This window comes from Paenibacillus sp. FSL L8-0708, from assembly GCF_038009325.1.
GTDB lineage: Bacteria > Bacillota > Bacilli > Paenibacillales > Paenibacillaceae > Paenibacillus_AQ > Paenibacillus_AQ odorifer.
Genome location: NZ_JBBPBC010000001.1, coordinates 187,965 through 211,280 on the forward strand (window position 1 = coordinate 187,965; position 23,316 = coordinate 211,280).

General features: G+C 41.7%; 21 protein-coding genes and 2 other RNA genes. 22 read left to right on the top strand and 1 reads right to left on the bottom strand.

Features of this window, described 5'->3' with window-relative positions:
* Positions 1 to 64: 64 nt before the first annotated feature.
* The 20 genes from NYE58_RS00930 to NYE58_RS01025 all read left to right on the top strand — a co-directional run bounded on the left by NYE58_RS00930 (position 65) and on the right by NYE58_RS01025 (position 20,766).
* The gene (locus NYE58_RS00930; RefSeq protein WP_076277723.1) at positions 65 to 1,246 is read left to right on the top strand and encodes a phosphoglycerate kinase; all 1,182 of its coding nucleotides are present in this window, start codon (positions 65 to 67) and stop codon (positions 1,244 to 1,246) included.
* Positions 1,247 to 1,272: 26 nt separating this feature from the next.
* Positions 1,273 to 2,025: a triose-phosphate isomerase gene (gene tpiA / locus NYE58_RS00935; protein ID WP_076126864.1), complete on the top strand. Its 753-nt coding sequence runs from the start codon at positions 1,273 to 1,275 to the stop codon at positions 2,023 to 2,025.
* A gap of 1 nt (position 2,026) precedes the next feature.
* Positions 2,027 to 3,571 (top strand): 2,3-bisphosphoglycerate-independent phosphoglycerate mutase, encoded by a 1,545-nt coding sequence (gene gpmI / locus NYE58_RS00940; RefSeq protein ID WP_076277724.1) that lies wholly within the window; start codon positions 2,027 to 2,029, stop codon positions 3,569 to 3,571.
* 73 nt (positions 3,572 to 3,644) lie between these two features.
* A complete protein-coding gene (gene eno / locus NYE58_RS00945) occupies positions 3,645 to 4,931 on the top strand; it encodes a phosphopyruvate hydratase (protein ID WP_036687130.1) in 1,287 nt (428 codons plus the stop codon).
* Positions 4,932 to 5,162: 231 nt separating this feature from the next.
* Complete coding sequence (gene secG / locus NYE58_RS00950; RefSeq protein WP_076126868.1) at positions 5,163 to 5,396, top strand: preprotein translocase subunit SecG; 234 nt, start codon at positions 5,163 to 5,165, stop codon at positions 5,394 to 5,396.
* 354 nt (positions 5,397 to 5,750) lie between these two features.
* Positions 5,751 to 8,618: a ribonuclease R gene (gene rnr / locus NYE58_RS00955; protein ID WP_341004224.1), complete on the top strand. Its 2,868-nt coding sequence runs from the start codon at positions 5,751 to 5,753 to the stop codon at positions 8,616 to 8,618.
* 757 nt (positions 8,619 to 9,375) lie between these two features.
* On the top strand, positions 9,376 to 9,855 hold the full coding sequence (gene smpB, locus NYE58_RS00960) for an SsrA-binding protein SmpB (protein WP_036687155.1): 480 nt from the start codon (positions 9,376 to 9,378) through the stop codon (positions 9,853 to 9,855).
* A gap of 201 nt (positions 9,856 to 10,056) precedes the next feature.
* Positions 10,057 to 10,421, top strand: a transfer-messenger RNA (tmRNA) gene (gene ssrA / locus NYE58_RS00965).
* A gap of 461 nt (positions 10,422 to 10,882) precedes the next feature.
* Positions 10,883 to 11,026 (top strand): recombinase family protein, encoded by a 144-nt coding sequence (locus tag NYE58_RS00970; RefSeq protein ID WP_341000906.1) that lies wholly within the window; start codon positions 10,883 to 10,885, stop codon positions 11,024 to 11,026.
* A 103-nt stretch (positions 11,027 to 11,129) separates the two neighbouring features.
* Positions 11,130 to 12,728: a recombinase family protein gene (locus NYE58_RS00975; protein ID WP_341000907.1), complete on the top strand. Its 1,599-nt coding sequence runs from the start codon at positions 11,130 to 11,132 to the stop codon at positions 12,726 to 12,728.
* 169 nt (positions 12,729 to 12,897) lie between these two features.
* A complete protein-coding gene (locus NYE58_RS00980; RefSeq protein ID WP_341000908.1) occupies positions 12,898 to 13,899 on the top strand; it encodes an AAA family ATPase in 1,002 nt (333 codons plus the stop codon).
* Between the two features lie 12 nt (positions 13,900 to 13,911).
* Positions 13,912 to 16,485: a S8 family peptidase gene (locus NYE58_RS00985; RefSeq protein WP_341000909.1), complete on the top strand. Its 2,574-nt coding sequence runs from the start codon at positions 13,912 to 13,914 to the stop codon at positions 16,483 to 16,485.
* 156 nt (positions 16,486 to 16,641) lie between these two features.
* Entirely contained in the window at positions 16,642 to 18,051 is a 1,410-nt protein-coding gene (locus NYE58_RS00990) for a hypothetical protein (RefSeq protein WP_341000910.1), read from the top strand.
* A gap of 1 nt (position 18,052) precedes the next feature.
* Positions 18,053 to 18,389: a transfer-messenger RNA gene (gene ssrA / locus NYE58_RS00995) on the top strand.
* A 263-nt stretch (positions 18,390 to 18,652) separates the two neighbouring features.
* Positions 18,653 to 18,877, top strand: a complete 225-nt coding sequence (locus NYE58_RS01000; protein ID WP_254847761.1) for a recombinase family protein — start codon at positions 18,653 to 18,655, stop codon at positions 18,875 to 18,877.
* Between the two features lie 9 nt (positions 18,878 to 18,886).
* Entirely contained in the window at positions 18,887 to 19,090 is a 204-nt protein-coding gene (locus tag NYE58_RS01005) for a hypothetical protein (protein WP_341000911.1), read from the top strand.
* Complete coding sequence (locus tag NYE58_RS01010) at positions 19,091 to 19,258, top strand: recombinase family protein (protein ID WP_341000912.1); 168 nt, start codon at positions 19,091 to 19,093, stop codon at positions 19,256 to 19,258.
* Positions 19,251 to 19,367, top strand: coding sequence for a hypothetical protein (locus NYE58_RS01015; protein ID WP_341004225.1), 117 nt, complete (start codon positions 19,251 to 19,253; stop codon positions 19,365 to 19,367). The genes NYE58_RS01010 and NYE58_RS01015 overlap by 8 nt, the downstream gene beginning before the upstream one ends.
* Positions 19,368 to 19,405: 38 nt before the next feature.
* The gene (locus tag NYE58_RS01020) at positions 19,406 to 20,284 is read left to right on the top strand and encodes a hypothetical protein (protein ID WP_076275893.1); all 879 of its coding nucleotides are present in this window, start codon (positions 19,406 to 19,408) and stop codon (positions 20,282 to 20,284) included.
* A 71-nt stretch (positions 20,285 to 20,355) separates the two neighbouring features.
* Positions 20,356 to 20,766, top strand: coding sequence for a hypothetical protein (locus NYE58_RS01025; RefSeq protein ID WP_341000913.1), 411 nt, complete (start codon positions 20,356 to 20,358; stop codon positions 20,764 to 20,766).
* A 294-nt stretch (positions 20,767 to 21,060) separates the two neighbouring features.
* On the opposite strand, the gene NYE58_RS01030 is transcribed toward NYE58_RS01025, so the two are convergent.
* Positions 21,061 to 21,264: a hypothetical protein gene (locus NYE58_RS01030; RefSeq protein ID WP_076186845.1), complete on the bottom strand. Its 204-nt coding sequence runs from the start codon at positions 21,262 to 21,264 to the stop codon at positions 21,061 to 21,063.
* A 431-nt stretch (positions 21,265 to 21,695) separates the two neighbouring features.
* Here NYE58_RS01030 and NYE58_RS01035 point away from each other — a divergent pair, with 431 nt between their 5' ends.
* Both NYE58_RS01035 and NYE58_RS01040 read left to right on the top strand, forming a co-directional pair.
* Positions 21,696 to 22,061 (top strand): hypothetical protein, encoded by a 366-nt coding sequence (locus NYE58_RS01035; protein ID WP_076275896.1) that lies wholly within the window; start codon positions 21,696 to 21,698, stop codon positions 22,059 to 22,061.
* Positions 22,062 to 22,460: 399 nt separating this feature from the next.
* Positions 22,461 to 22,826 carry a hypothetical protein gene (locus NYE58_RS01040; RefSeq protein ID WP_076275897.1) on the top strand — a complete coding sequence of 122 codons (366 nt, stop codon included), beginning with the start codon at positions 22,461 to 22,463 and terminating at the stop codon, positions 22,824 to 22,826.
* Positions 22,827 to 23,316: the final 490 nt, after the last annotated feature.

Sequence of the window (23,316 nt, forward strand, 5' to 3'; positions counted from 1 at the left end):
CGCTCTTTCTAAATGTATTTCTTGTTTCCTGCTAGAAACAATTTTGGGTGTGGAGGAATTAATCATGAACAAAAAAAGCGTCCGTGATGTAGAAGTAAAGGGTAAGCGCGTATTTGTACGCGTGGATTTCAACGTACCTGTAGAAGACGGTAAAATTACTGATGATACTCGTATTCGCGAAACACTTCCAACCATTAAATATTTGATCGGGAACGGTGCAAAGATCATTCTTGCGAGTCATATGGGTCGTCCTAAAGGCGAATTCGTAGATTCCATGCGTTTGACTACTGCTGCTGAACGTCTGTCCGAGCTCCTTGGCAAACCAGTAGCTAAAGCTGACGAAGCAATTGGCGAAGCTGTAAAAGCAAAAATCGCTGAGCTAGGCGAAGGCGACGTACTTGTACTTGAGAATGTTCGCTTCTACCCAGGTGAAGAGAAAAACGATCCTGAACTGGCTAAACAATTCGCTGAATTGGCTGATTTGTTTGTTAATGATGCGTTTGGTGCGGCTCACCGTGCACATGCATCGACAGAAGGTATCGCTCATTTCTTACCAGCTGTATCCGGTCTTTTGATGGAGAAAGAATTGTCCGTTCTTGGTAAAGCTCTTTCTAACCCAGAACGTCCTTTCACTGCGATCATCGGTGGTTCGAAAGTTAAAGACAAGATTGATGTTATTGATAACTTGTTGTCTTTGGCTGATAACGTCCTGATCGGCGGTGGATTGTCTTATACATTCACTAAAGCACAAGGCTTTGAAATCGGTAAATCACTAGTAGACAACGACAAACTTGACGTTGCTCTTGGATTCATCGAAAAAGCAAAAGCACTTGGTAAAAACTTCATGCTTCCTGTTGATGTTGTTGTTGCTGATAAATTTGGTGCTGACGCTAACACTAAGATCGTTGATTACAATGAAATCCCAGAAGGTTGGGAAGGACTTGATATCGGACCTAAGACTCGTGAACTTTATGCCGATATTATCAAGAACTCCAAGCTGGTTGTCTGGAATGGACCTATGGGCGTATTCGAAATCGATAAATTCGCTGAAGGTACACTTGCAGTAGCAAAAGCTTGTGCAACTACTGAAGGTTACACTGTTATTGGTGGCGGAGATTCCGCAGCAGCAGCAGAGAAATTCCACCTGGCTGATCAAATGGATCATATCTCCACTGGTGGCGGTGCATCCCTTGAGTTCATGGAAGGCAAGGCGCTTCCTGGCGTAGAAGCACTGAACGATAAGTAAGACCTAAGAAGGAGGCAACATAAGTCATGAGAACACCTATTATTGCAGGTAACTGGAAAATGTTCAAAACAGTTCCTGAAGCAGAAAGCTTTATTGCTGAAATTAAAGGCAAAGCAGAAGTAGAAGGCGTTGAGACTGTAATCTGCGCTCCATTTACTAACCTGCCTGCACTTGTAGCAGCTGCAAAAGGTACTGACATCAAGATTGGTGCACAAAACCTACACTTTGAAGATAACGGTGCTTACACAGGCGAGATCAGTGGTGTAATGCTAAGTGATCTTGGTGTGGACTATGTTATCATTGGCCACTCTGAGCGTCGTGCTTATTTTGGCGAAACGGATGAAATCGTGAATAAGAAAATGCATGCTGCATTCCGTCACGGAATTACTCCTATCGTATGTGTTGGCGAAAAGCTCGAAGAGCGTGAAGCTGATCAAACTAAAGCAGTATGTAAAGTACAAACTGAAGCTGCATTCCAAGGTCTTAGTGCCGAGCAAGCAGCAAAAGTTGTTATTGCATACGAACCTATCTGGGCTATTGGCACAGGTAAATCTTCCACTTCCCAAGATGCTAACGAAGTTATTGCTTACATCCGCAGTCTTGTAAAAGATCTGTATGATGCAGCAACAGCTGAAGCTGTTCGTATTCAATACGGCGGCAGCGTGAAGCCTGAGAATGTAACTGAGTACATGGGCCAAAGCGACATCGATGGTGCGCTTGTTGGCGGTGCCAGCTTACAACCGGATTCCTTCGTTCAATTGGTTGAGGGGGCGAAGTAAGATGTCAGCTCCAAAACCCGTAGCTTTGATTATCATGGATGGTTTTGGTTTGCGTGGAACGACAGAAGGTAATGCCGTTGCTCAAGCCAACAAACCTAACTATGACCGTTACCTGAAACAATATCCTAACACTACACTCACTGCTTGCGGTGAAGCTGTAGGCCTTCCGGAAGGGCAAATGGGCAACTCCGAAGTAGGGCATTTGAATATTGGTGCAGGCCGGATCGTTTATCAGGATTTGACTCGTATCGATAAATCGATTCGCGAAGGTGAGTTCTTCGATAACGAAACCCTGGTTAGCGCAGTTAGAAATGCTAAGAACAGTGGCAAAAAGCTTCACCTTTACGCGCTTGTATCCGACGGAGGGGTACATAGCCATATTAACCACTTGTTTGCTATGCTTGACCTTGCTAAAAAAGAAGATATGCATGAAGTGTATATCCATGCTTTTATGGACGGTCGTGACGTAGCTCCTGATAGTGGGAAGAAGTTTGTCCAAGATCTAGTAGCTAAAATCGAAGAGGTTGGCGTGGGTACAATTGCAACGGTGTCCGGACGTTATTACGCAATGGATCGTGATAAACGTTGGGAACGTGTAGAGAAAGCCTACCGTGCTATGGTTTATGGTGAAGGCCCTAAATACACGGATGCTGTGCAAGCCATCACTTCATCTTATGAAAACTCGGTATTTGATGAATTCGTTGAACCTAGTGTAATTGTAAACAGTGAAGGCAAACCTGTAACGGCAGTAGAGAGCGGCGATTCCGTCGTATTCCTCAACTTCCGTCCTGACCGTGCTATTCAATTGTCACAAGTGTTCACGAATCAAGATTTCCGCGGTTTCGATCGTGGTCCTTTGTTCCCGCAAAACCTGCACTTCGTATGCCTAACTACTTTCAGCGAAACGGTACAAGGTTATGTAGCCTATTCACCGAAGAACCTGGATAACACATTGGGTGAAGTGCTTGTTCAACAAAACAAGAAGCAACTGCGCATCGCGGAAACTGAGAAATATCCGCATGTAACCTTCTTCTTCAGCGGTGGACGTGACGAGGAGCTTCCTGGTGAAACTCGGATCTTAATCAACTCTCCTAAAGTGGCGACCTATGATCTTCAACCTGAGATGAGCGCATACGAAGTGGCTGCAGCCTGCGTAGCGGAAATCGAAGCGGAAAGACAGGATGCTATCATTCTTAACTTTGCCAATCCTGATATGGTTGGACACTCCGGCATGCTGGAACCAACAATCAAGGCTGTAGAAGTGACGGATGAGTGTGTAGGTAAAGTAGTGGATGCGGTTGTTGCCAAAGGTGGCGTTGCCATTATTATCGCTGACCATGGTAATGCAGATATGGTATTTGACGAGAACGGTCGCCCGTTCACTGCTCATACAACCAATCCTGTTCCGTTCATCGTGACTACTGAGAATGTTGTATTACGTGAATCCGGTATTCTTGCAGACGTAGCACCAACAATCCTAGATTTGATGGGACTTCCGCAACCTGCGGAAATGACCGGACAATCCATGATTGCTAGCCGTAAGTAAGGTAAGGTATAACGCCTTTGATTTTAAGCTATACAAGTAAGACCAAAACAATGTTAAAAGGAGATTAACTTACATGACTATTATTTCTGATGTATATGCTCGCGAAGTCCTTGACTCCCGTGGTAACCCTACTGTAGAGGTTGACGTTTATCTGGAATCCGGTGCTAAAGGCCGCGCTATCGTTCCTTCCGGCGCTTCCACTGGTGCTCACGAAGCTGTAGAACTTCGTGATGGCGACAAATCCCGTTACATGGGTAAAGGCGTTCTGAAAGCTGTTGAGAACGTAAATGAAATCATCGCTCCAGAAGTTATCGGTATGGACGCTCTTGACCAAGTGGGCATCGACAAATTGATGATTACTTTGGACGGAACTCCTAACAAAGGCAAATTGGGCGCTAACGCAATCCTAGCTGTATCCATGGCAGTAGCTCGTGCAGCTGCAGCAGCTTTGGATATTCCTTTGTACGTATACCTGGGCGGATTCAACGCTAAAACTCTTCCAGTACCAATGATGAACATCATCAATGGTGGTGAGCATGCGGACAACAACATCGACGTTCAAGAGTTCATGGTTCTTCCTGTAGGAGCTCCAAGCTTCAAAGAAGCTCTTCGCACAGGTGCTGAAATCTTCCACAACTTGAAATCCGTACTTCAATCCAAAGGCTTGAACACAGCTGTAGGTGACGAAGGTGGTTTCGCACCGAACCTTGGTTCGAATGAAGAAGCAATCACTACAATCATCGAAGCTATTGAAAAAGCTGGTTACAAACCAGGTGTTGACGTATTCTTGGGTATGGACGTTGCTTCCACTGAGTTCTACAAAGACGGTAAATACACCCTTGCTGGCGAAGGTAAATCTTACACTTCCGCTGAGTATGTTGACCTTCTTGCTTCATGGGTTGAAAAATATCCTATCATCACAATCGAAGACGGTATGTCCGAAGACGACTGGGATGGCTGGAAATTGCTTACTGAAAAATTGGGCGATAAAGTCCAATTGGTTGGTGACGACTTGTTCGTTACTAACACTGAGCGTCTTGCAACAGGTATCGAAAAAGGTATCGGTAACTCCATCTTGGTTAAGGTTAACCAAATTGGTACATTGACTGAAACTTTTGATGCTATCGAAATGGCTAAACGTGCTGGTTACACAGCAGTTATCTCCCACCGTTCCGGTGAATCCGAAGATAGCACAATCGCTGACATCGCTGTTGCGACTAATGCTGGTCAAATCAAAACAGGTGCTCCTTCCCGTACAGACCGTGTTGCTAAATACAACCAATTGCTTCGCATCGAAGATGAGTTGGGTGAATTGGCTCAATACAACGGCCTGAAATCCTTCTACAACCTTAAAAGATAATCTGCTTTTATAGCAGACTTCGAAGACCCGCCGTTATGGCGGGTCTTTTTTATGATTTGAAGAAGATAGACTTTAATAGGTTTATCCTTATCTTGCAAGAAAAGCTACGACTTAACAGTCTAAGCTGTTGTATTACCGACAGCGCTATGATAAAATAAGAATACTGTTTATGTATCGTGATAACCTAAATTACCATAGATAGTGATGCTTAGGCGTAGGAGGTGGAAGTGAATGGATATCTTTTTGAAAGTTGTGCTCCTGATTTTTTCCGTCGGTCTTATTGCGGTCGTTCTTCTGCAAAAGGGGAAAAGCGCGGGTCTTTCCGGTGCCATCTCTGGCGGTGCTGAGCATCTCTTTGGTAAAACAAAAGCTCGTGGTATGGAGCTTGTACTACAACGTGTAACTGTTGGACTTGCTGCTGGTTTCTTCATCATGGCGATTCTAGCTGCTATTCTAATCGACTAAAAGATCTACCGTAAGCCCTCGCTCTGTTCTAAATGGAATAGAGCGGAGGCTTTTTTGTTATATTAAAAGGAGTTAAAAAGCACCTAAGGGTGCTTTTCTTTTCATATTCGCAAAGAAAAAGGCTGGATCGATAGGAAGTAAATCTGAAATTGGCATGGATGTATTTCAGCAGTTAAAGGAAATTTTGTACTGTGTTAACCTTTGGATGACAGTAACAGGGATGCGCAGGATTGATTTCGTGTATACTAGGGTATGAAGTAGTAAAGGTAAAATTTACTTGGCATTACTGCAGGGCAGGACAAGATATACATATTTGCCAGCGGCTTGAAGCCGCGGAGGGCTGGGGTGACGAACATGATAACACAAGAAATATTACTCGATTTCATGCGGGAAACTGCATATAAACCAATGACTTATGAAGAGCTGGTGAGTCATTTTGCTCTAGAGGATAGTGAAGGGTTTAAAAAGTTCGAGGAGCTGCTGATTGAATTAGAGCAGGATGGAAGAATTGTATTGACCCGTACTGCACGTTATGGCGTGCCGGAACGGATGGATTTGCTGCGTGGACGTTTACAAGCACATGCGAAGGGTTTTGCTTTTTTAATCCCGGATGATCGTGATCATCCTGACGTATATATCCATGCAAATGATCTTAAGGGAGCTATGAATGGCGATATCGTTCTGATTCGTATTACCTCTAAAAGTCCGTCCGGCGGACGTATGGAAGGCGAAGTAGTACGTATTGTAAAACGTGGCGTGTTGCAGACGGTAGGTGTTTTTCAAAACCTGGAGACCTATGGCTTTGTGCTGCCTGATGATAAGCGGATTAATCGTGATATTTTCATTCCGAAGCAATCCTTTAAAGGTGCTGTAGATGGTCAAAAGGTCGTTGTGCGTATTGTGAGTTATCCGGAAGGCCGAGCAGCGGCAGAGGGTGAAATTATTGAAATTCTCGGACATAAGGATGATCCGGGTGTTGATATTCTTTCCATTATCCGCAAACATCAATTGCCTGAAGCATTTCCAGCTGAAGTGATGGATGAAGCCGATAGTGCTCCTGATTCAATTACAGAAGAGGAGATTGCGGAGCAAGGAAGACGCGACCTGCGAGGGCTGAACATTGTTACGATTGATGGCGAAGATGCTAAGGATTTGGATGATGCGGTAAACGTACAGCGCTTGGAGAATGGACATTACAAGCTGGGCGTCCATATAGCAGACGTAGGTTATTATGTGCGTGAAGGCTCTGAGCTGGATAAAGAAGCCTATGACCGCGGTTGTAGTGTGTATTTGGTAGACCGGGTTATTCCGATGTTGCCGCACCGTCTATCGAACGGGATTTGCAGCTTGAATCCACAGGTAGACCGGTTAACAATGTCCTGTGAAATGGAATTTAACGAGCAAATGAAGGTTGTGAAGCACGATGTCTTTACGAGCGTGATTCGCACCAAAGAGAGAATGACTTACTCCAATGTTCGTAAAATTCTCGAAGATGAAGATCCAGAGCTGCTGGAACGTTATAGTCCACTAATTGATGATTTCCGCCTCATGAAAGAATTGGCGATGAAGCTGCGCGATGCGCGGATGCGCCGGGGTGCGGTTGATTTTGATTTTGAAGAGAGCAAAATCATCGTCGACGAGAACGGCAAGGCTGTAGATATCGTGAAGCGCGAACGTTCTGTAGCGGAGCAGATTATCGAGGAGTTTATGCTGGCGGCAAATGAAACGGTTGCTGAGCATTTCCACTGGTTGAAGGTTCCGTTCCTTTACCGGATTCACGAAGATCCAGATCCAGAGAAGCTGCAGAATTTCATGGCTTTTGCGGCCAATTTCGGATATCACGTCAAGGGCCGTGGCAATTCGGTTCATCCACGTGCTTTGCAGGATCTGTTGGAGCAAATCCAAGGCACGAAGGAACAGACGGTCATCAGTACGATGATGCTGCGTTCCATGAAGCAGGCAAAGTATGATGCGGAGAGCACGGGCCATTTCGGACTGGCTGCGGAATACTATTCTCACTTTACTTCTCCAATTCGCCGGTACCCCGATCTGGTCATTCACCGCGTAATGCGTGAAGTGATTGAGAATGGAGGGGCACTGACCCAGAAACGGCATGATTATTTGTCTAGCCGGATGCCTGACATTGCTCAGCAGTCCTCGGAACGCGAGCGTGTGGCGGTAGAAGCTGAACGCGATACGGAGCAACTGAAGAAAGCAGAATACATGCAGGATAAAGTAGGCGAGGAATTCGAGGCTATGGTCAGCAGTGTGACCAGCTTCGGAATGTTCATCGAGCTGGATAATACCGTCGAAGGTCTTATTCGTCTCAGTGCAATGAGCGACGATTATTATCACTTCGACGAAGGTCATATGGCGCTTATTGGCGAGCGCACATCGCGTGTGTTCCGCATTGGTGACGAGGTGAAGATCCGAGTTGCCAAAGTAAATATGGATGACCACACGATCGATTTCGAGTTGGTCGACATGAAGCCACGCGCGCCAGGTGAGCACCGCGGCGGTGGCTTTGCAGGCGGCCGCGGAGGCAAGGGCGGCCGTTCGGGTGGCGGCTTCATTAAGCCGGCCGGGGGCAAAGGCGCCGCGGGCAAGGGACGCGGCGGTAAAGGCAAGCCCGGCGGCGCTGCTGCAGGCGCGGGCAAGGGCAAGCCGGGCGCAGCTGTGCGCGCCGGTGAAGGGCCGCGCGAAGCGGCCGGTGTTGGCGCAGCGGGCGGACGCGGTAAGCGGAAGCGCGGGCGCGAGGCCGGCGAGGATGCGAGCCGGGTAGTTGCTGCGCCGGGCGCAGAGCGCGGAGGCGAAGCCGGCGGCAACGCAGGCGCGCCGCGTGAGCGCAGCGGCGGGCGAGGCCGCGGCGGAGACACCGGCGGTGCCGGTGGTGGACGCGGCATCAGCTTCGGCTTTGGATCAGGCAAAGGCGGATACGGCGCTCCTGCGTCCGACGCCTCCGGCGGCGAAGCGCGGGGCGTGGACGGCAGCACGAAGTTCCGCAGCCGCGAGGATCGCGGGGGGAACTTTGGCGGTGGAGAAGGCCGTAACGGCGCTCCTACAGGCAAAGGCCGCCGCAAAAAGAAAACCAAAGGCGGCGTGTTCATCGGCCAGTCCGTGACACCAGGCAACGTAGAGACGTTTGAGCAAGTTACTTCTAAACGAAGTGACAATAATGGCGGCGCTCCAGAAGGAGCACCACGTAAGCGTAAAAAGAAATAAATGACGGTTATGCGTTGCGTAACTCTATAATGTTACTAAGCACCGTCCCTCCTGGGGGCGGTGCTTTTTAACTCATAACAGGCTTGGTTAATTGCATTATGTGCAGTTAAATTTGGGTTATGTAGTAAAAGTGGCAGTTAGTTGCATTTTGTACATCTAAATCTGATGAGTTACCTCTAATTGGTCTGATTTCGCTTTTTTAGCTGCAGAAAGTGCAACTAATTAGTTTTTTGGCGGTGATAAGGCTTAAATAGTTGCACGAAATACATTTATATAGAAAAACGTAGGTGATAGCAAAGTGGATAGGTAGAGGATAGGTACAGTATACGATAGGCACAGTATAGGTAAAAGCGGCACTATTTGAATAGGCGTCGAATAGATGTATATCCAAGTAGGGGGAAGCGGATAATTGAGAACAATAGGTAATAAGTAAATAGGGTAGATGGATATAGATATGTAAGAGATTAGTGGATAACTATCTGTTAATTAAGGCGCACAAGCAAAAGGCTAACCTCGCTATTTTCTAAAAAATCCAGATCAACTCAGCTTAATGTTTTTTTGTAACAAATGCTAGATATTGGGTAATGTTACTGACAACTATATGACAAATTAGGTGAGGTATATTTGGTTGAAGGTTCCTTGCGCTCACTTGATTCCATTTGTTACAATATAGATCAGACGTTCGATGGCTGTGTCGTTTAAGATTAGACAGACATGGTTACTTTAACTTATGAATATGATTCAAGGAGTGATTCTCATGGGTAAAAAAGCAGACGGGAAAGTACTCGCCCAGAACAAGAAAGCTTCCCATGATTATTTTATCGAGGATACTTATGAAGCTGGCTTGGTGCTGACGGGTACAGAGATCAAGTCGCTGCGTAATGGCCGCGCTAATATTGGAGATGCTTTTGCTACGATCCGCAATGGTGAGATTCAGATTCACAACATGCATATCAGCCCTTTTGAACAAGGTAACCGTGCCAATCCTACTGATCCGACACGCACACGTAAATTGTTAATGCATAAGGAGCAAATTCATAAACTGCTGGGCTTGTCCAAGCGAGATGGGTTTACGATTGTGCCGCTTAAGATTTATGTGCGGAATGGCTATGCGAAGCTGCTGATTGGTCTTGGTAAAGGTAAAAAAGAGTATGACAAACGTGACTCGGCTGCCAAGCGAGATGCTCAACGTGATATCCAGCGTGTACTGCGTGATAAGCAAAAGATCGCCAGATAATCTGGGAGAACTAGACGTTTCAAAGGAGTTCCAGTTTCAACCTTCAATTCCTTTAACCCACGTGTTAAAGTGTTGATAAATGTGCTATACTGAGTAAGTAAGTTAGTTATTGCTTCGTTACAGTTTTCTTGAATAAGAAGCTGTAGATTGGATCTCTCTTGCTTGGAAGATCCGCTTGATCCGAAGCGCCCTTTTTAATGAGGGGCCGTTCTTGGATTCGACGGGGATAGTTCGAGCATGAGTAGCGAGTAGTGGGGACGCGTCCGCTTCATCAACGCTAAAGCCTATTAAACGGCAAACAACAAAACAACTACGCTTTCGCAGCCTAAGAAACTGTGTGCGTGCTTCTACTCTGCATCGCCCATGTGACAGGGATAGGGGCTAACAAATAGTGGGATACGCTGTCTCATCTCCGCCTGCGGTGAGCTGAAGAAGACAATCAGGCTGACCCAACGTATAGCCGGTTACGGGGCGATACTCGGGTGACATCAAAACTGTGACTACACTCGTAGAAGCTTATGTGCCGTTATCTTCGGACAGGGGTTCGACTCCCCTCGGCTCCATATGGAGTATCAGTGAAGACACCTTAATCGGTGTCTTTTTTCGTTTTAGCAGTTGTTTTGGACTATACATGGTGGTTAAAAAGCTTGTTACGACGCGGTTTCTGAGGCTTGCTGTTAATGGATAGAGTGAGTTTCACTGAGGCTATACGGAGACAGGAGGTTTTGGCCGCCACGTAACCAGTGATGAGATACAAACCCCTTCGGCGTTGTGCTTTTGCCCTCCATGCCTCATCATCCGCAGCTCAATTCTTTAATACTACTTCTCAAAGTACCTCTCTAAAGCCTCCAAAGCCTCCAAAGCCTCCAAAGCCTCCAAAGCCTCCAAAGCTTCTCTGTTATTCAATTACTCTACTCTTGCACATATCTGTACCTGAATATTTCAAACGACAACCTGAGTCAATCTGAGCGGTTTTACGTATCTTTGCAGGGTTCATAACCCTTGAAAAATGATATAATAATAACGAATGGAGCTGATCGTAGAAGGCACCAGAAATGCTGAGACTGAATGGATCGTTGTAAAAGACGCCCATCTCGCAATCATAGATGATAAGCTCTGGAATACTGCTCAGTCGGTCTTGGAGCTTCGTAGGCCAGCAAAGTTCAAATGAGAAATATTTAATCGAATAGCTTTCCCCAAGCAGGTATGCCGCATTGACGGTGTGCCTGCTTTTTTTGTGTCCAAAATAATCTATAAAAAGGAGATTGAATGTAATGAAAGTAGTCGTATATGCACGTGTATCTTCGGAACGCCAAGCAGAGAAAGAATTATCAATCCCGGCCCAGCTCAAAGCTATGCAGCAATATTGCCAAACTAAGGGGTGGACTATCGTTAATGAATTCATCGAAAAAGGCAAGTCCGCCAAGACCGATGATCGTCCAGAGTTTCAGCGAATGATTGCAATGGCGAAACGTACAAATCGTTCTTTTGAAGCTATTCTAGTTCATAAGTTTGACCGCTTCTCGCGTAACCGTGACGATCATGTGCTTTACAAGGCTCTGCTGAAGCAATGCGGGGTTAAGGTGATCTCCATTGTTGAACAGACAGAGGCTGATTCTCCGCAAGATATGCTGCTTGAGGGGATGCTGGAAGTGATCTCTGAGTTCTTCAATGCTAATCTGGCCGTAGAAGTCCGTAAAGGAATGACTCAGAACGCGAAGCAAGGTTACAACAACGGTGGTACGCCTCCATATGCTTACCGTACTGATCATATCGCACTCGGTAACCAAAAGACAAAAGCAGTATGGGTACTTGGACCACGGGAAGAGATTGATACAATCCGTTTTATATTCAATCAGTATGCCTATGAAGAGATGGGCTACAAGCGAATAGCCTCGCTCCTGAATGAGAGCAATGTTCCAACGCAAAAAGGAGGAAAGTGGTCGGCCAGCACTATTCAAGCCATTATCCATAATGAATCGTACCTGGGCCGTAGAATATGGAACAAGCAGGACTATCAAACCAAAGGGAAGAAGTGGCGGGATCGCTCTGAATGGATCATTACGGAGAATGCACATCCAGCCATTATTAATGAAGAATTATTCAAGCTCTGTCAGCAGCGTTCCGAGAAGAGGGATAATGGGGGCGGCGTGACTCATAATCCATATCAAATCAAGCCAGCTTCACCGTTTTGGCTCAGAGGTATTTTTACATGTGATAAGTGTGGGTCAAGAATGGTTGGCAACTCAACATCAACGACAAAAAAGTATGGGGGTCAGAAATATTATGTCTGCGGTGGCTACATGCGGAAGGGTAAAGAGTTCTGCCCCTATGTAAGCTGGAGGAAAGATCGTATTGAACAGGTTGTCGTCAATAAGCTGCGTAGTGCATTACTGAGGCTTACATTCGACAATCAATTGGAGGAAGAGATTCGAAAGTATCATGATGAAGCCAATCGTCACCAGATCGTATCGGCAGCAAACATGGAAGCTGAGATTAATTTCTTGGAGAAACGGGTTGAACAGATGCAGCAGGAAGTACAATCCGGCAGCGGTAAGGTATATTACGCGGAGATAATTGCCGAAATGTTTTCAGAATTGACGGAGAAGCGAAGAGAGCATGCCGAGCACCAGTCAGCCAATCAAGCGTTTAATGTATCGCAGGAGAGCTTACAGACGCTTCAGCAAGACATTAAGGCAATGATTGCATTGTTGGATGAGGAAACGCCGAGTCCGCAGTTGATGAATGAGTGGGTGAAGAGGTTTGTTTCTAATGTGGCAGTGCATAGGGAGACGAAGAATGTATATATGACAGTGCAGTTTGCGAATGCGGTTGAGGTTTTGTACGAGAAGAAGATAGTTGCTGAACTATAATAAAGCTCTTATATGAAGCGGTTGACAATTGTTTTGACAGTGAATTCATGGTGTGAGAGTATGTGTGTAAGTAATGTAAAGATGTTGAAGCGGTTAATACAATTGTCAACTGTAATCATGATGGTTTGGTTTTCTTAGAATAGTGAGAGATAGAAAGGATAAGTTAATTATGAATGCAGATTTATATAAGAGGCTTTTCAAAGCGATTTTTTCAGAGGATATAGTTGCTTTAAAGAAGATAGCCGATCTTATAATTTCAAGTGAACGAGATATTAATCATAAGGTTTTGGCGGATTCCCTTGAAAAAATTAAATATAATGAAAAGCCGAAAACAAATAATACATTTGCACAATACAAGAACGATAAAAGCAATATTAGTGGGATGGGCACACTGCCTACAAGCAAACGTAATGATACGCAATTAGTTTCGTACGTTCCACGTGATCAATTGAAACACCATATGATTCTAAATGATGAAATCGAAAATAGGCTTTTGTGCATTGAAAAAGAATATGCTGCTAAAGAAAGATTGGCTAAGTTTAATCTTACTCCAAAGAAAAAAGTTCTTTTATATGGAGCACCTGGTTGTGGAAAGACCTTAGCCGCAGAAAGACTAGCATGGAACTTGGGTTTGCCTCTATTAAAGGTGCGATTCGATTCTTTGCTGTCTTCATATTTTGGAGAATCTGCATCAAACTTGAGAACTGTATTTGATTATTGTAAAGATGAACCTGTAGTCCTCTTACTTGATGAATGTGATTTTATTGCTAAATCCAGAACTTCTAGCCAGGATGTTGGAGAGGTTCCTCGAATTGTGAATATGCTGCTGACGTTATTAGACGAGTATAATTCGCCGGGTCTTGTGGTAGCTACTACAAACTTAAAAGTCTCACTTGATGAGGCGTTGTTTAGAAGATTTGATGATGTCATTGAGATACCCAAACCCTCTATTGAAGAGATAAAAAAATTGCTTATAATTACTTTTTCTGCTATGAATGTTAGTAAGGAGATGGATTGGGAATTTCTTTCGAAGAAACTCGAAGGGCATTCTGCTGCTAACATTGTCACAATAGCACAAAATGCTGCTAAGAGCTGCATTCTTGAGGGTTCTAAAATTGTAAAAAAAGAGCATATTTTAGGTGTGATTAAAGACGTTTCTATGAAATATTAATGAGGTGAAATTATGGCGAAGCCAGGCGATTTCTCACATCTTCCCTTATCAATGATCTTGTATGGGAAGCCAAAACTTTGGGGCGGGGGAGCTAAAGACCCAAGAACACTTGAGAATAAAAAAAATCGTGTCAAGCATGGGGGGTATATAAAAAGAAAAGCTGCTCAGTTATCTAAGTTTTGGAAAGAACAACAAGAGGAACGAGTCAAAGAGCAATTGCCGGAAATAAGAACGGGAATTCCTATATTGTTGGAAATAGATCCTAATAACGATGTTAGCTTTCTGAAGGGTTTAGGATTTGAGGTTGTCTCTGAACTGGAAAATGGCTATGTAATTGTTTCAAATGGTGACATGAATTTTGCAACTTTGAATATGAAGACAGATGAATTTATTAATGAAGTCTCGGATAGATGTAATACACCTGCTCGTATATATGCTTTCCACAAAGATGAAGCACGTTTCGAAAAAATGTTTGGGAAGAATTTGTTGGGCATTTGGAATACAGTAAATGAGAATGAGAACTATGAAGTTGATGTTAGTATCAGTTGTTCCGGACACATATTCGAATTAAAGAAAAAGCCAATAAAACCAGATGATGTAAGTGAAGAAGAGTTTGAAAAGAGCAGGAAATTCCAGAGTTGGAGACAAAAATATTTTGAGGCTTATGACTTGTGGGATGAATTAAAATCAAATCGAGAACAGCAATTTGGAGAGTTTATTGCTCATTACAAAGGTGAGTTTATAAGTTCATATATTGATGGAGAATCAACATTTTTAGAGTTCTGTGATAGTTTTTCAGTGAGAGTTAACATAAGTGGAAAATGTTTACGTGACTTAGTCTATAATTTTTCCCCTATATTTGCAATTGAATACGTTGGAGATTTATGTATTGGGCAGTCTACGGAGACTGTTATAGAGGAGTTAAACCCAGATATCATAATAATTCCACCAGATGAGGACGCACCGATTGTTGTAGTTATTGATAGTGGAATCCAAGAAGGACATAAATATATTGAACAAGCAGTGCTTAGTGACGACTCTAAATGTTATGTGAGGGGTACCACATTAGTTTCAGATGGAGTCAGTAATGGCGGTCACGGTACTAGAGTTGCTGGGGCAATTCTATATCCTTTTGAGATACCAAAAAAAGGTACATATCAACTCCCATGCTTTATTAGGAATGCACGTGTTTTAGATGAAAACAATGAATATGCTGTTCAAAGCAGTATTTTTCCGCCACTTTTTATCAAAGCCATTGTAAATGAGTTTGCAAAAAAAGCGGATAAGAAAACTAAGATTTTCAATCATTCTATCGCGGAGAGGTATTCATGCGAAATTAAACATATGTCGCCGTGGGCTGCGGAAATTGATGTACAAAGTTATGAAAATGATGTTTTATTTATACAAGCCGCAGGTAACATTTATATGGATACCATTAAAGATTTTTATAATGAGAAGATTCCATATCCAAAGTACTTGTTTGAAGAGCGTTCAAGGATTGCCAATCCCGCACAGAGTATGCAGGCTTTAACAGTAGGGTCTATAACATATTCAAGCTATGAAACAGAGGATACAGTAAGTATAAGTGGGGAAAATGAGCCTTCTGCCTTTTCGCGGTCAGGTTCGGGGATTTGGAATTCTATTAAACCTGATGTAGTTGAGTATGGAGGGACATGGGCTAAAAATAAAGAGGGCGATGATGTACGGCTTACTACCCCGCCAGAGGTTTGTCCTGATTTGATTAGAGTTTCACCAGAAGGTGCTGCTTCTTCAAGAGATGCGATAGGTACATCCTTTTCAACACCTAAAGTTGCATATATTGCTGCTGAAATTCAAAAAATATTCCCTAATTCTCCTGCCTTACTTTATAGAGCCCTAATTACACAATCTGCACAATGGCCAGTAAATATAAATGAGAACTTTGTAAACGCACAAGACATTATCAGACATATTGGTTACGGGCTCCCTGATGTTACGAGAGCAACAAAGAATGATGAATACCGTGTTACTTTAGTAACTGAAGAATGTTTGTACCTTACCGAAGAACAATCGCATATTTTTAAGGTTCCTATTCCTGAAGAATTATATTCGGTTGGTGAAGATTTTGATATTCGGATAGAAATAACTTTGTCATATGCTGCTATGCCAAGAAGTACAAGAAGAACAATTGGTAGATACTTATCTACTTGGTTGGATTGGAGAAGCAGTAAGATTGGTGAAGATATTGATTCATTCGCAAAAAGAATTCTGGTTACGGGTTCTGCTGTTGATGATGATGGTAGTTTTGATTGGGTTATAGGCGAACAAAGTAACTATGGGCAAGCTAAAGACTTTTCACGATCTCATAGTACACTGCAAAAAGATTGGACTATAATTAAGTCGAATCAGTTGAGAGATGGTTTTTGTGTAGCAGTTCGTGGACATAAGGGCTGGAATGCCAACGTACCTGCAAAGTATTCTTTGGTGGTTAGCCTGGAAGCTGTTAATCAGGATATAAAAATCTATGAACTGGTTCGTAATCTTGTTGAAGTTGAAATTGATAATGTGGAACAGGAGATAGAAGTCGAAGAAAGAATTCAAGAGTAGTTTTGATCAATTTCTAAAGTAATTTTTGCATCTAAAAAGTTAGCCCCTTTCAATTAGGTCATAGGTAATGATGCGACATGCTGCGTAAACAGACATGTTTATCTAAAATTTGCTGCTAGAAGTGGTCAAGACTGTGAAGATTATGGGGATGAGTAAATGAATAAGATAGAAAAAAAACTTGAAATACCGATTAACAATTCATCTTTAGATGATTACTTAAAGAATGAATTCCAAAAGAAAAATCAATTAAGGGTCATTCATGAATACGTTGAAGAATTTGATGTATATAGATTTAGTTTTATAGACAGAATCAGAGAAGAAGAAGCTCAAATTAATGTGGATGTATACATTTTAAACAAAGGTAAATTGAAGCAATTAAATAAAATGACTATTTATTCTCCTGATGAAAATATTAACTCATATGATCTAGACCACTATTTTTTTAGTGAGTTGTACTATCCTATTACGAAGAATGATTACGGCGATAAAAAAGCCAGCTACACAGTGAGGATATATTGTTTCATTGAACATGACGTTGGTTTCAAAGGAGAATACGTAATAACGTGGGATAATAAAATCAAATTCAAACCTTTGTTTAATGAGAAACAAAAAAACACAGTCGCTGAGAGAATAGTATGCTTTGATGTAGAAGTAGATGCTAGTTCACTAAGTCAAGCACGTTCAAAAGCATACAATATTACTAAAGAGTTTATATCCTTTTTATCCGTATTAATTGATACAGGTTTTCATGTGTTTGATTCAAAGTTTACACATTATATTAGAAAGGTTGATGGTGGGTTAATAGGTGAGTTTGAAAGGCAAGCATTCTATGATAACGAATTGGAATTGTTTGTTATGGATAATATGAACGGGTTAAGGCATAAATTAGATTACAAAGCGGTTGAACAGCCTGCCTTTTACAATATAGGATTTGTGAATGAAAATTTTGAAGCAAAATCAACAATGATTTATAATAATGATCATTTAATGAATGAAAATCTAGAAAAGACGTTTCTAAGACATAAGATTACTAATCCCACAATAGATATGCGAGAATATTACTCTGAAGATATCAATGAGTCTGCTTATTATGGCTTTGAATTAAAAATCCCAAGAAATATACGAGCATTTTACAAGTCTCTAATTGAATTAAAGTCAGACGATAATAAAAAATATGAAGCATTTAAAAACTGTTGCAGACTGTATAATCTTTCTCATACCGCTGGGGCTAGAGAATCAACATTAATGATTTCATACCTAGTGTCTTCTGTGGAGTCTTTGGCAAAAGCAGAAGGGAAAAAAGTTTCTTTTAGCGAATTTATGTCAAAGTATTTGAAGGAAGATTACGATAAAGATCTATGTGACTTTTTATATGGGAATGTTAGGTCGGGGCATTTCCATTCGGGAGAGTTTTTCTTTCAAGAATTTGCTCTTAGCTTAGATGTAACATTTCAAACGGAATATTTTAGGATGCGAGATAAATATATTAAAGCTAGAAATATTTTAAGAAAAGCAATAATCTCATGGATAAGGATTCATATTTTAAAAAAGCCAGAAACTCAGTAAATACGGGGATAGTTCGAGCATGAGTAGCGAGTAGTGGGGACGCGTCCGCTTCATCAACGCTAAAGCCTATTAAACGGCAAACAACAAAACAACTACGCTTTCGCAGCCTAAGAAACTGTGTGCGTGCTTCTACTCTGCATCGCCCATGTGACAGGGATAGGGGCTAACAAATAGTGGGATACGCTGTCTCATCTCCGCCTGCGGTGAGCTGAAGAAGACAATCAGGCTGACCCAACGTATAGCCGGTTACGGGGCGATACTCGGGTGACATCAAAACTGTGACTACACTCGTAGAAGCTTATGTGCCGTTATCTTCGGACAGGGGTTCGACTCCCCTCGGCTCCATATGGAGTAAAGTAAAAGACACCTTTAGGGGTGTCTTTTTTACGTTATCGTGCTGAAATGATTTAATCGTGACCGAAGATGCTCAACCTGCGATTATTGACATGGAACTGTGGAATACCGATCAGGCTTCTTATTGAGTCGCAGACAGTCCAGGTAATATTGGCCTCATTTATCAGCAGGTATGCCCTCATGGGTGTGCCTGCTTTTTTATGCCCAAAAATCATATACGAAAGGAAAGTGTAATTATGAACATATTATGTCCGTGTGTCATCTGAGCGTCAAGCAGAGAAAGAGTTGTCTATTCCTGCTCATTAAGCCCCAACAATATTGTTTGGAGAAGGGGTGGAGTATCGTCGGTGAGTTTATTGAAAAAGGGAAATCTGTCAAAACGGATGATCGTCCGGAATTTCAAAAGATGATCGCTTTAGCCAAACGCTCCAATCACCTTTTTGCAAGGTGCTGCTTAATCAATTTGGGGTGAAGGGAGAAGATGGAAGGGGAGACGCTGCAAAATATGCTGCTGGAGGGAATGCTTGAAATTATTTCTGATTTCTTCAATGCCAATCTTGCTGTAGAGGTGTGGAAAGGAATGACTCAAAAGGTCAAACTGGGTTACGACAATGGTGGAACGCCGCCATACGGATATCGGACGGAACACATTGCTTTGGGACATCAGAATACGAAGTCGGTGTGAGTGCCGGGGCCGCGTGAAGAGATAGATATTATCGGGTGGGTATTTAATCAGTATGCTTTTGAAAACAAAGGCTACCATAAAATCGCATCTGAATTGAATCAACAGCAAGTGTCTACGGAAAAAAGTTGGAACATGGTCAGTCAGTACCATCTGCGCAATTATTTTTAATGAATCGTATATCGGAAGCAAAATCATCACCAAGAATGCTCATCCAGCGTTGATTACGAAGGAACTATTTGAACAGTGCTCCCACTGTTATACGAATCAATGTCTCTAGATGTTCTGTAACTTCAAAGTGATGGGTAAAAAGTCCTCATGTATAGACTGGAAATTATTCCAAAATATTTATTGGTTTGCGTACTTTCTTTCGGTGCTCTTTTTAACACTGCATCAGCAAATCCTGTTGATCCTGCAGAGGGAGGTAAAGGGATTCTAGTAAGTCAAACAGTTTCTAATGAGTATGACTCTTTCAAAAAAATTCAGAGTACATCTTTTGAGGATTTAAAAGCAATGGGTTATACTGAAGAAGATATTGAGTATATTAAGAATTTCGATTACGAAGCGAGTATGCAAGTGAAAGTGAATAAGTTACAAAAACTAGATGAGTCCTTGCTAGAGAATGCAGGATACGATGAAAAACAAATAACCACTATCCAAAATTATAGTGGCACAGAAGAACAGTTAGCTCGTGCATCTGCTACGTTATCATTATCTACTTATAGAAACGGTTCTTCGAGTTCAAGTACATTCAGTTCTATTACTTTCTCAACTTACTACAATTGGTCTAGTGCGCCGAACTTCCTTCTTACTGACATTGTGGCAGTACCTTGGTCAGAAGGAATGTATTTAGATAATTCAAATAGCAATGCTACTATTTCTTACGTTGATCTAACAACAGGGGCGTTTATTAAAACAGCTAATCCAACAGTAGTACCAAACATAAATACAGGTGCATCTATTAAGTTTGGTCTTGGTTATGCAATCAATGGTACTGAAGCCTATGCAAAATCAGGTAATTTCAATTATAGATTAACTAAAAATAGCAAAGTAACTGAAGTCGCAATCCAACCAGCATATGGACATACTTTTTTGTCTGTAGGTTCGCCGACAGTGACTTACCCAGGCGGATTAGCAGTAACATTTTCATACCAAGTAAGTAAAGAAGCTGAAAATTATGTTTACTCCGCTCTGTAACTAAAATAATTCATAAGCGAGGCGATTAAGTTTGTCTATAAAAATACACCGTATATAAAAGAGGTTAAATGATGAAAAGAAAGTTTCTATTACTCCTTTTGGTTTCTTTAATGGCAATAGTCACTGGGTGCATGAATCGTAGCACAATAAATATACAGTATCTAGATACGAATGAAACTGAAGGTGTAGTGAGTAAATGGATAGATAGTAAAGATAAAAATAACGGTATCTACCTAGGCAGAATTAAAAATGAAAATAACATGTACGTATATTTAAATTATAAAAATGAAGAGAATAATGAAAAATATACAGTATCGATGGTAAACATAGATTACCAAGATCAGAAATTAAGTATAAAAGTAAATCCTATAGCATCTGATCATACTTTTGAGAAAGTTTTTTTAGTCAAAGAAAAAAAAATTAAGGAAATTATTCTAAATCGAGAGGAATTAAAAATAGAAGAAATAGAAGAAATTAAATAATTTTGTGGTCCACCTTTACAACTAAGTAAATCATCTAAGATCATCTGAAAAAATAAGCATGAGAAGAGAACTTCTTGTTCTTGCTTGAAGGTCTCTTATAGAGCATTTGTTCTGGATTTTAGGTCTTCTATAACGTTGTCCTTCACAATGGTTTCGATGTTTTACATTTTTTTATTTTTTGGTATGTTCTCGTTCTCAAGTTCATGGTTGTTTGCTGTTCTCGGTATTTCTCACACAGTAGCACCGTTGTGATACTCCCATCCCTTTCGGTTACAACAAACATATCTTTTTTTGTCAAATTTCAGAGTAAGAACTGACTAGTCGTTCCCCATGGCTAATTGCCCAATCGTTGAGTTTCCAGTCAGCCTCGCTGATGTCTCCCCGTTTACCATATGCGTGACAATTTAGTGGGAAAATAGAACCTGCGTGACGGATCATCTGTAGGGCTTTTGGTGTTACTACTATTTCTCCTAGCTCAAACAAAACTTCCGTATCCATTTTATCTCCTCCTTAACCGCTAACGTTAGCAGATTCTACCACATAAAAATTCAGTTGCACAATCTCCCTGTTTATCCGAATCTGTGCTTTGGAAGGCTCTGCGATTTTAAACCAGTGAGTAAAAGTTTTCTCAAGAAAATGGTTAGTCAGGGACCCTCTGTTCAAAGTTGGTTTGTTCGTTTTACGAAAGGTTCCAGATTGCTTTTTAATGATTTCAGCCAATTCCTCAAATGTGTACTTGTGGTTTATCATGTCTACTATGAGGTCTCGGAATGTTTGGTATGCATATTTTTAAACTGCAAAAGATTTCTCTACCACCACGAATACCGTCCGCATGAGGATGGTTCCCATACTATTGTTAACTGTACCCTTTTGCAAAGTTTCTTTGTTATAATTATTATAATAATCTCTTTATTGGCTGGTGATTATGAATGAGTGAAAGATTTTGGTTAGTAGTACAGTATCCTCTGAAAAGTGAAAAAGGAAGCCAACGTGATAACTGGTTAAGAGATAAAGTAATAGAATACCTGGACACATCTCTAGTAGATACTAACTTAGGTTGTGTTGATGGCTTTGATATGGGTAAATGCACTTCCGACCCGAAAAAGTATGCTCTTAATATATTTTGTATCATTACGGAAGAAGAACGGAGTATAGCCTTGATAAAGAGAGTTTTAAAAGATAGCAGGCTTGATTATACTCGTATAAAAATTGCTACAATGCCCTATGGAAAAGAAGAAGAAACATATAGGCTTAAATTTTCCTATAAAAAGGGTGATACCGATTTTTCGCTATAGCACAGTTTTGAGTTTAGAATTACAACTACACCGTAAAACAATCTTCTGGCGGGAGTCATGAATTTTGTGACATCAAAACTGTAATTACACTCATAGAAGCTTATGTACCGTTATCTTCGGTCAGGGTTCGACTCCCCTCAGCCCCATAAGAAAACCCGCTGAAATAGCGGTTTTTTTGCTGTTTAGTGATTGAATTGTAGACGAATGCAGGCAAGGAATTATGGGGAACTAAATGTATTTATTTTTGTAGACATGTTGTCTACACCTAAAATTAGATCATTCACTTTGAAGTTAATAATTCGTGACACATTTTCCGAAACTACATCTATAAGAGCTCGAACTGATATAAGATTATGGCATAAGCATTCAAAAGCAAAAACATTCGGAGGAATTACTATTATGAGTTTTACTATTGATTATGTTAAAAATAAAAACAGAATTATTGTAACATCGGACGGTATGGAAGTTGAGGATGCCTTTGCGTACGCAGAACAATTTCCGAAGATACTGAAGAAAACTAAGCGAGGGTTTACAGGTATGACTGTAATCACTGGTGGTCTGGTATTTAAGCAAGAGGTGATGGCAATTCTTGCTCCAACTGGTGAAGATGCTGTCAAAGCTGGAATGTCCACAAAACACAAATGGGTGTATGTTGCGCCTACGGCGTTCTACAAAACGCAAATGAATCGTATGTTTAAAGATATTGCAAACTTGTACGAATTAATAGAAGAAGCTGAAGCGTATCTTGATTCCGCAGGGAATTAGCAATTTTTAAAAAACTTTAGTAAACCTTCTGGTAGTATACAGAAGGTTCATCGTTCTTCATTCAACGTTGAGGTCGGTGATCATAATTGTTGCTTGGATCCAGCCATCATCTGTAGCGCCAAAGGTACTTTCTGCGTATCGAAGAAGCACTGTGAAAAACCGATATATTCACGATTAACTTATATAATTGCATCACTATACTAAGGAGTTATTCCTATGATCAGTCTCCTTAATCAGAATGACTCATCAAATATTGGTTAGAATGCTTCTAGGGGTCATCAAAACTGTAATTACACTTGTAGAAGCTTATGTGCCGTTATCTTCGGACAGGGGTTCGCCTCCCCCGGCTCCATATGGAGTACTATTGAAGACACCATGAAAGGTGTCTTTTTTCATATTTTCAGAATATGATCTGGACTATGCGTGGCGGTTCAAAAAAATGAGTATCTTGCTAGATCCAGTATCTTTCGTATGTGGAATTAAAGATTGC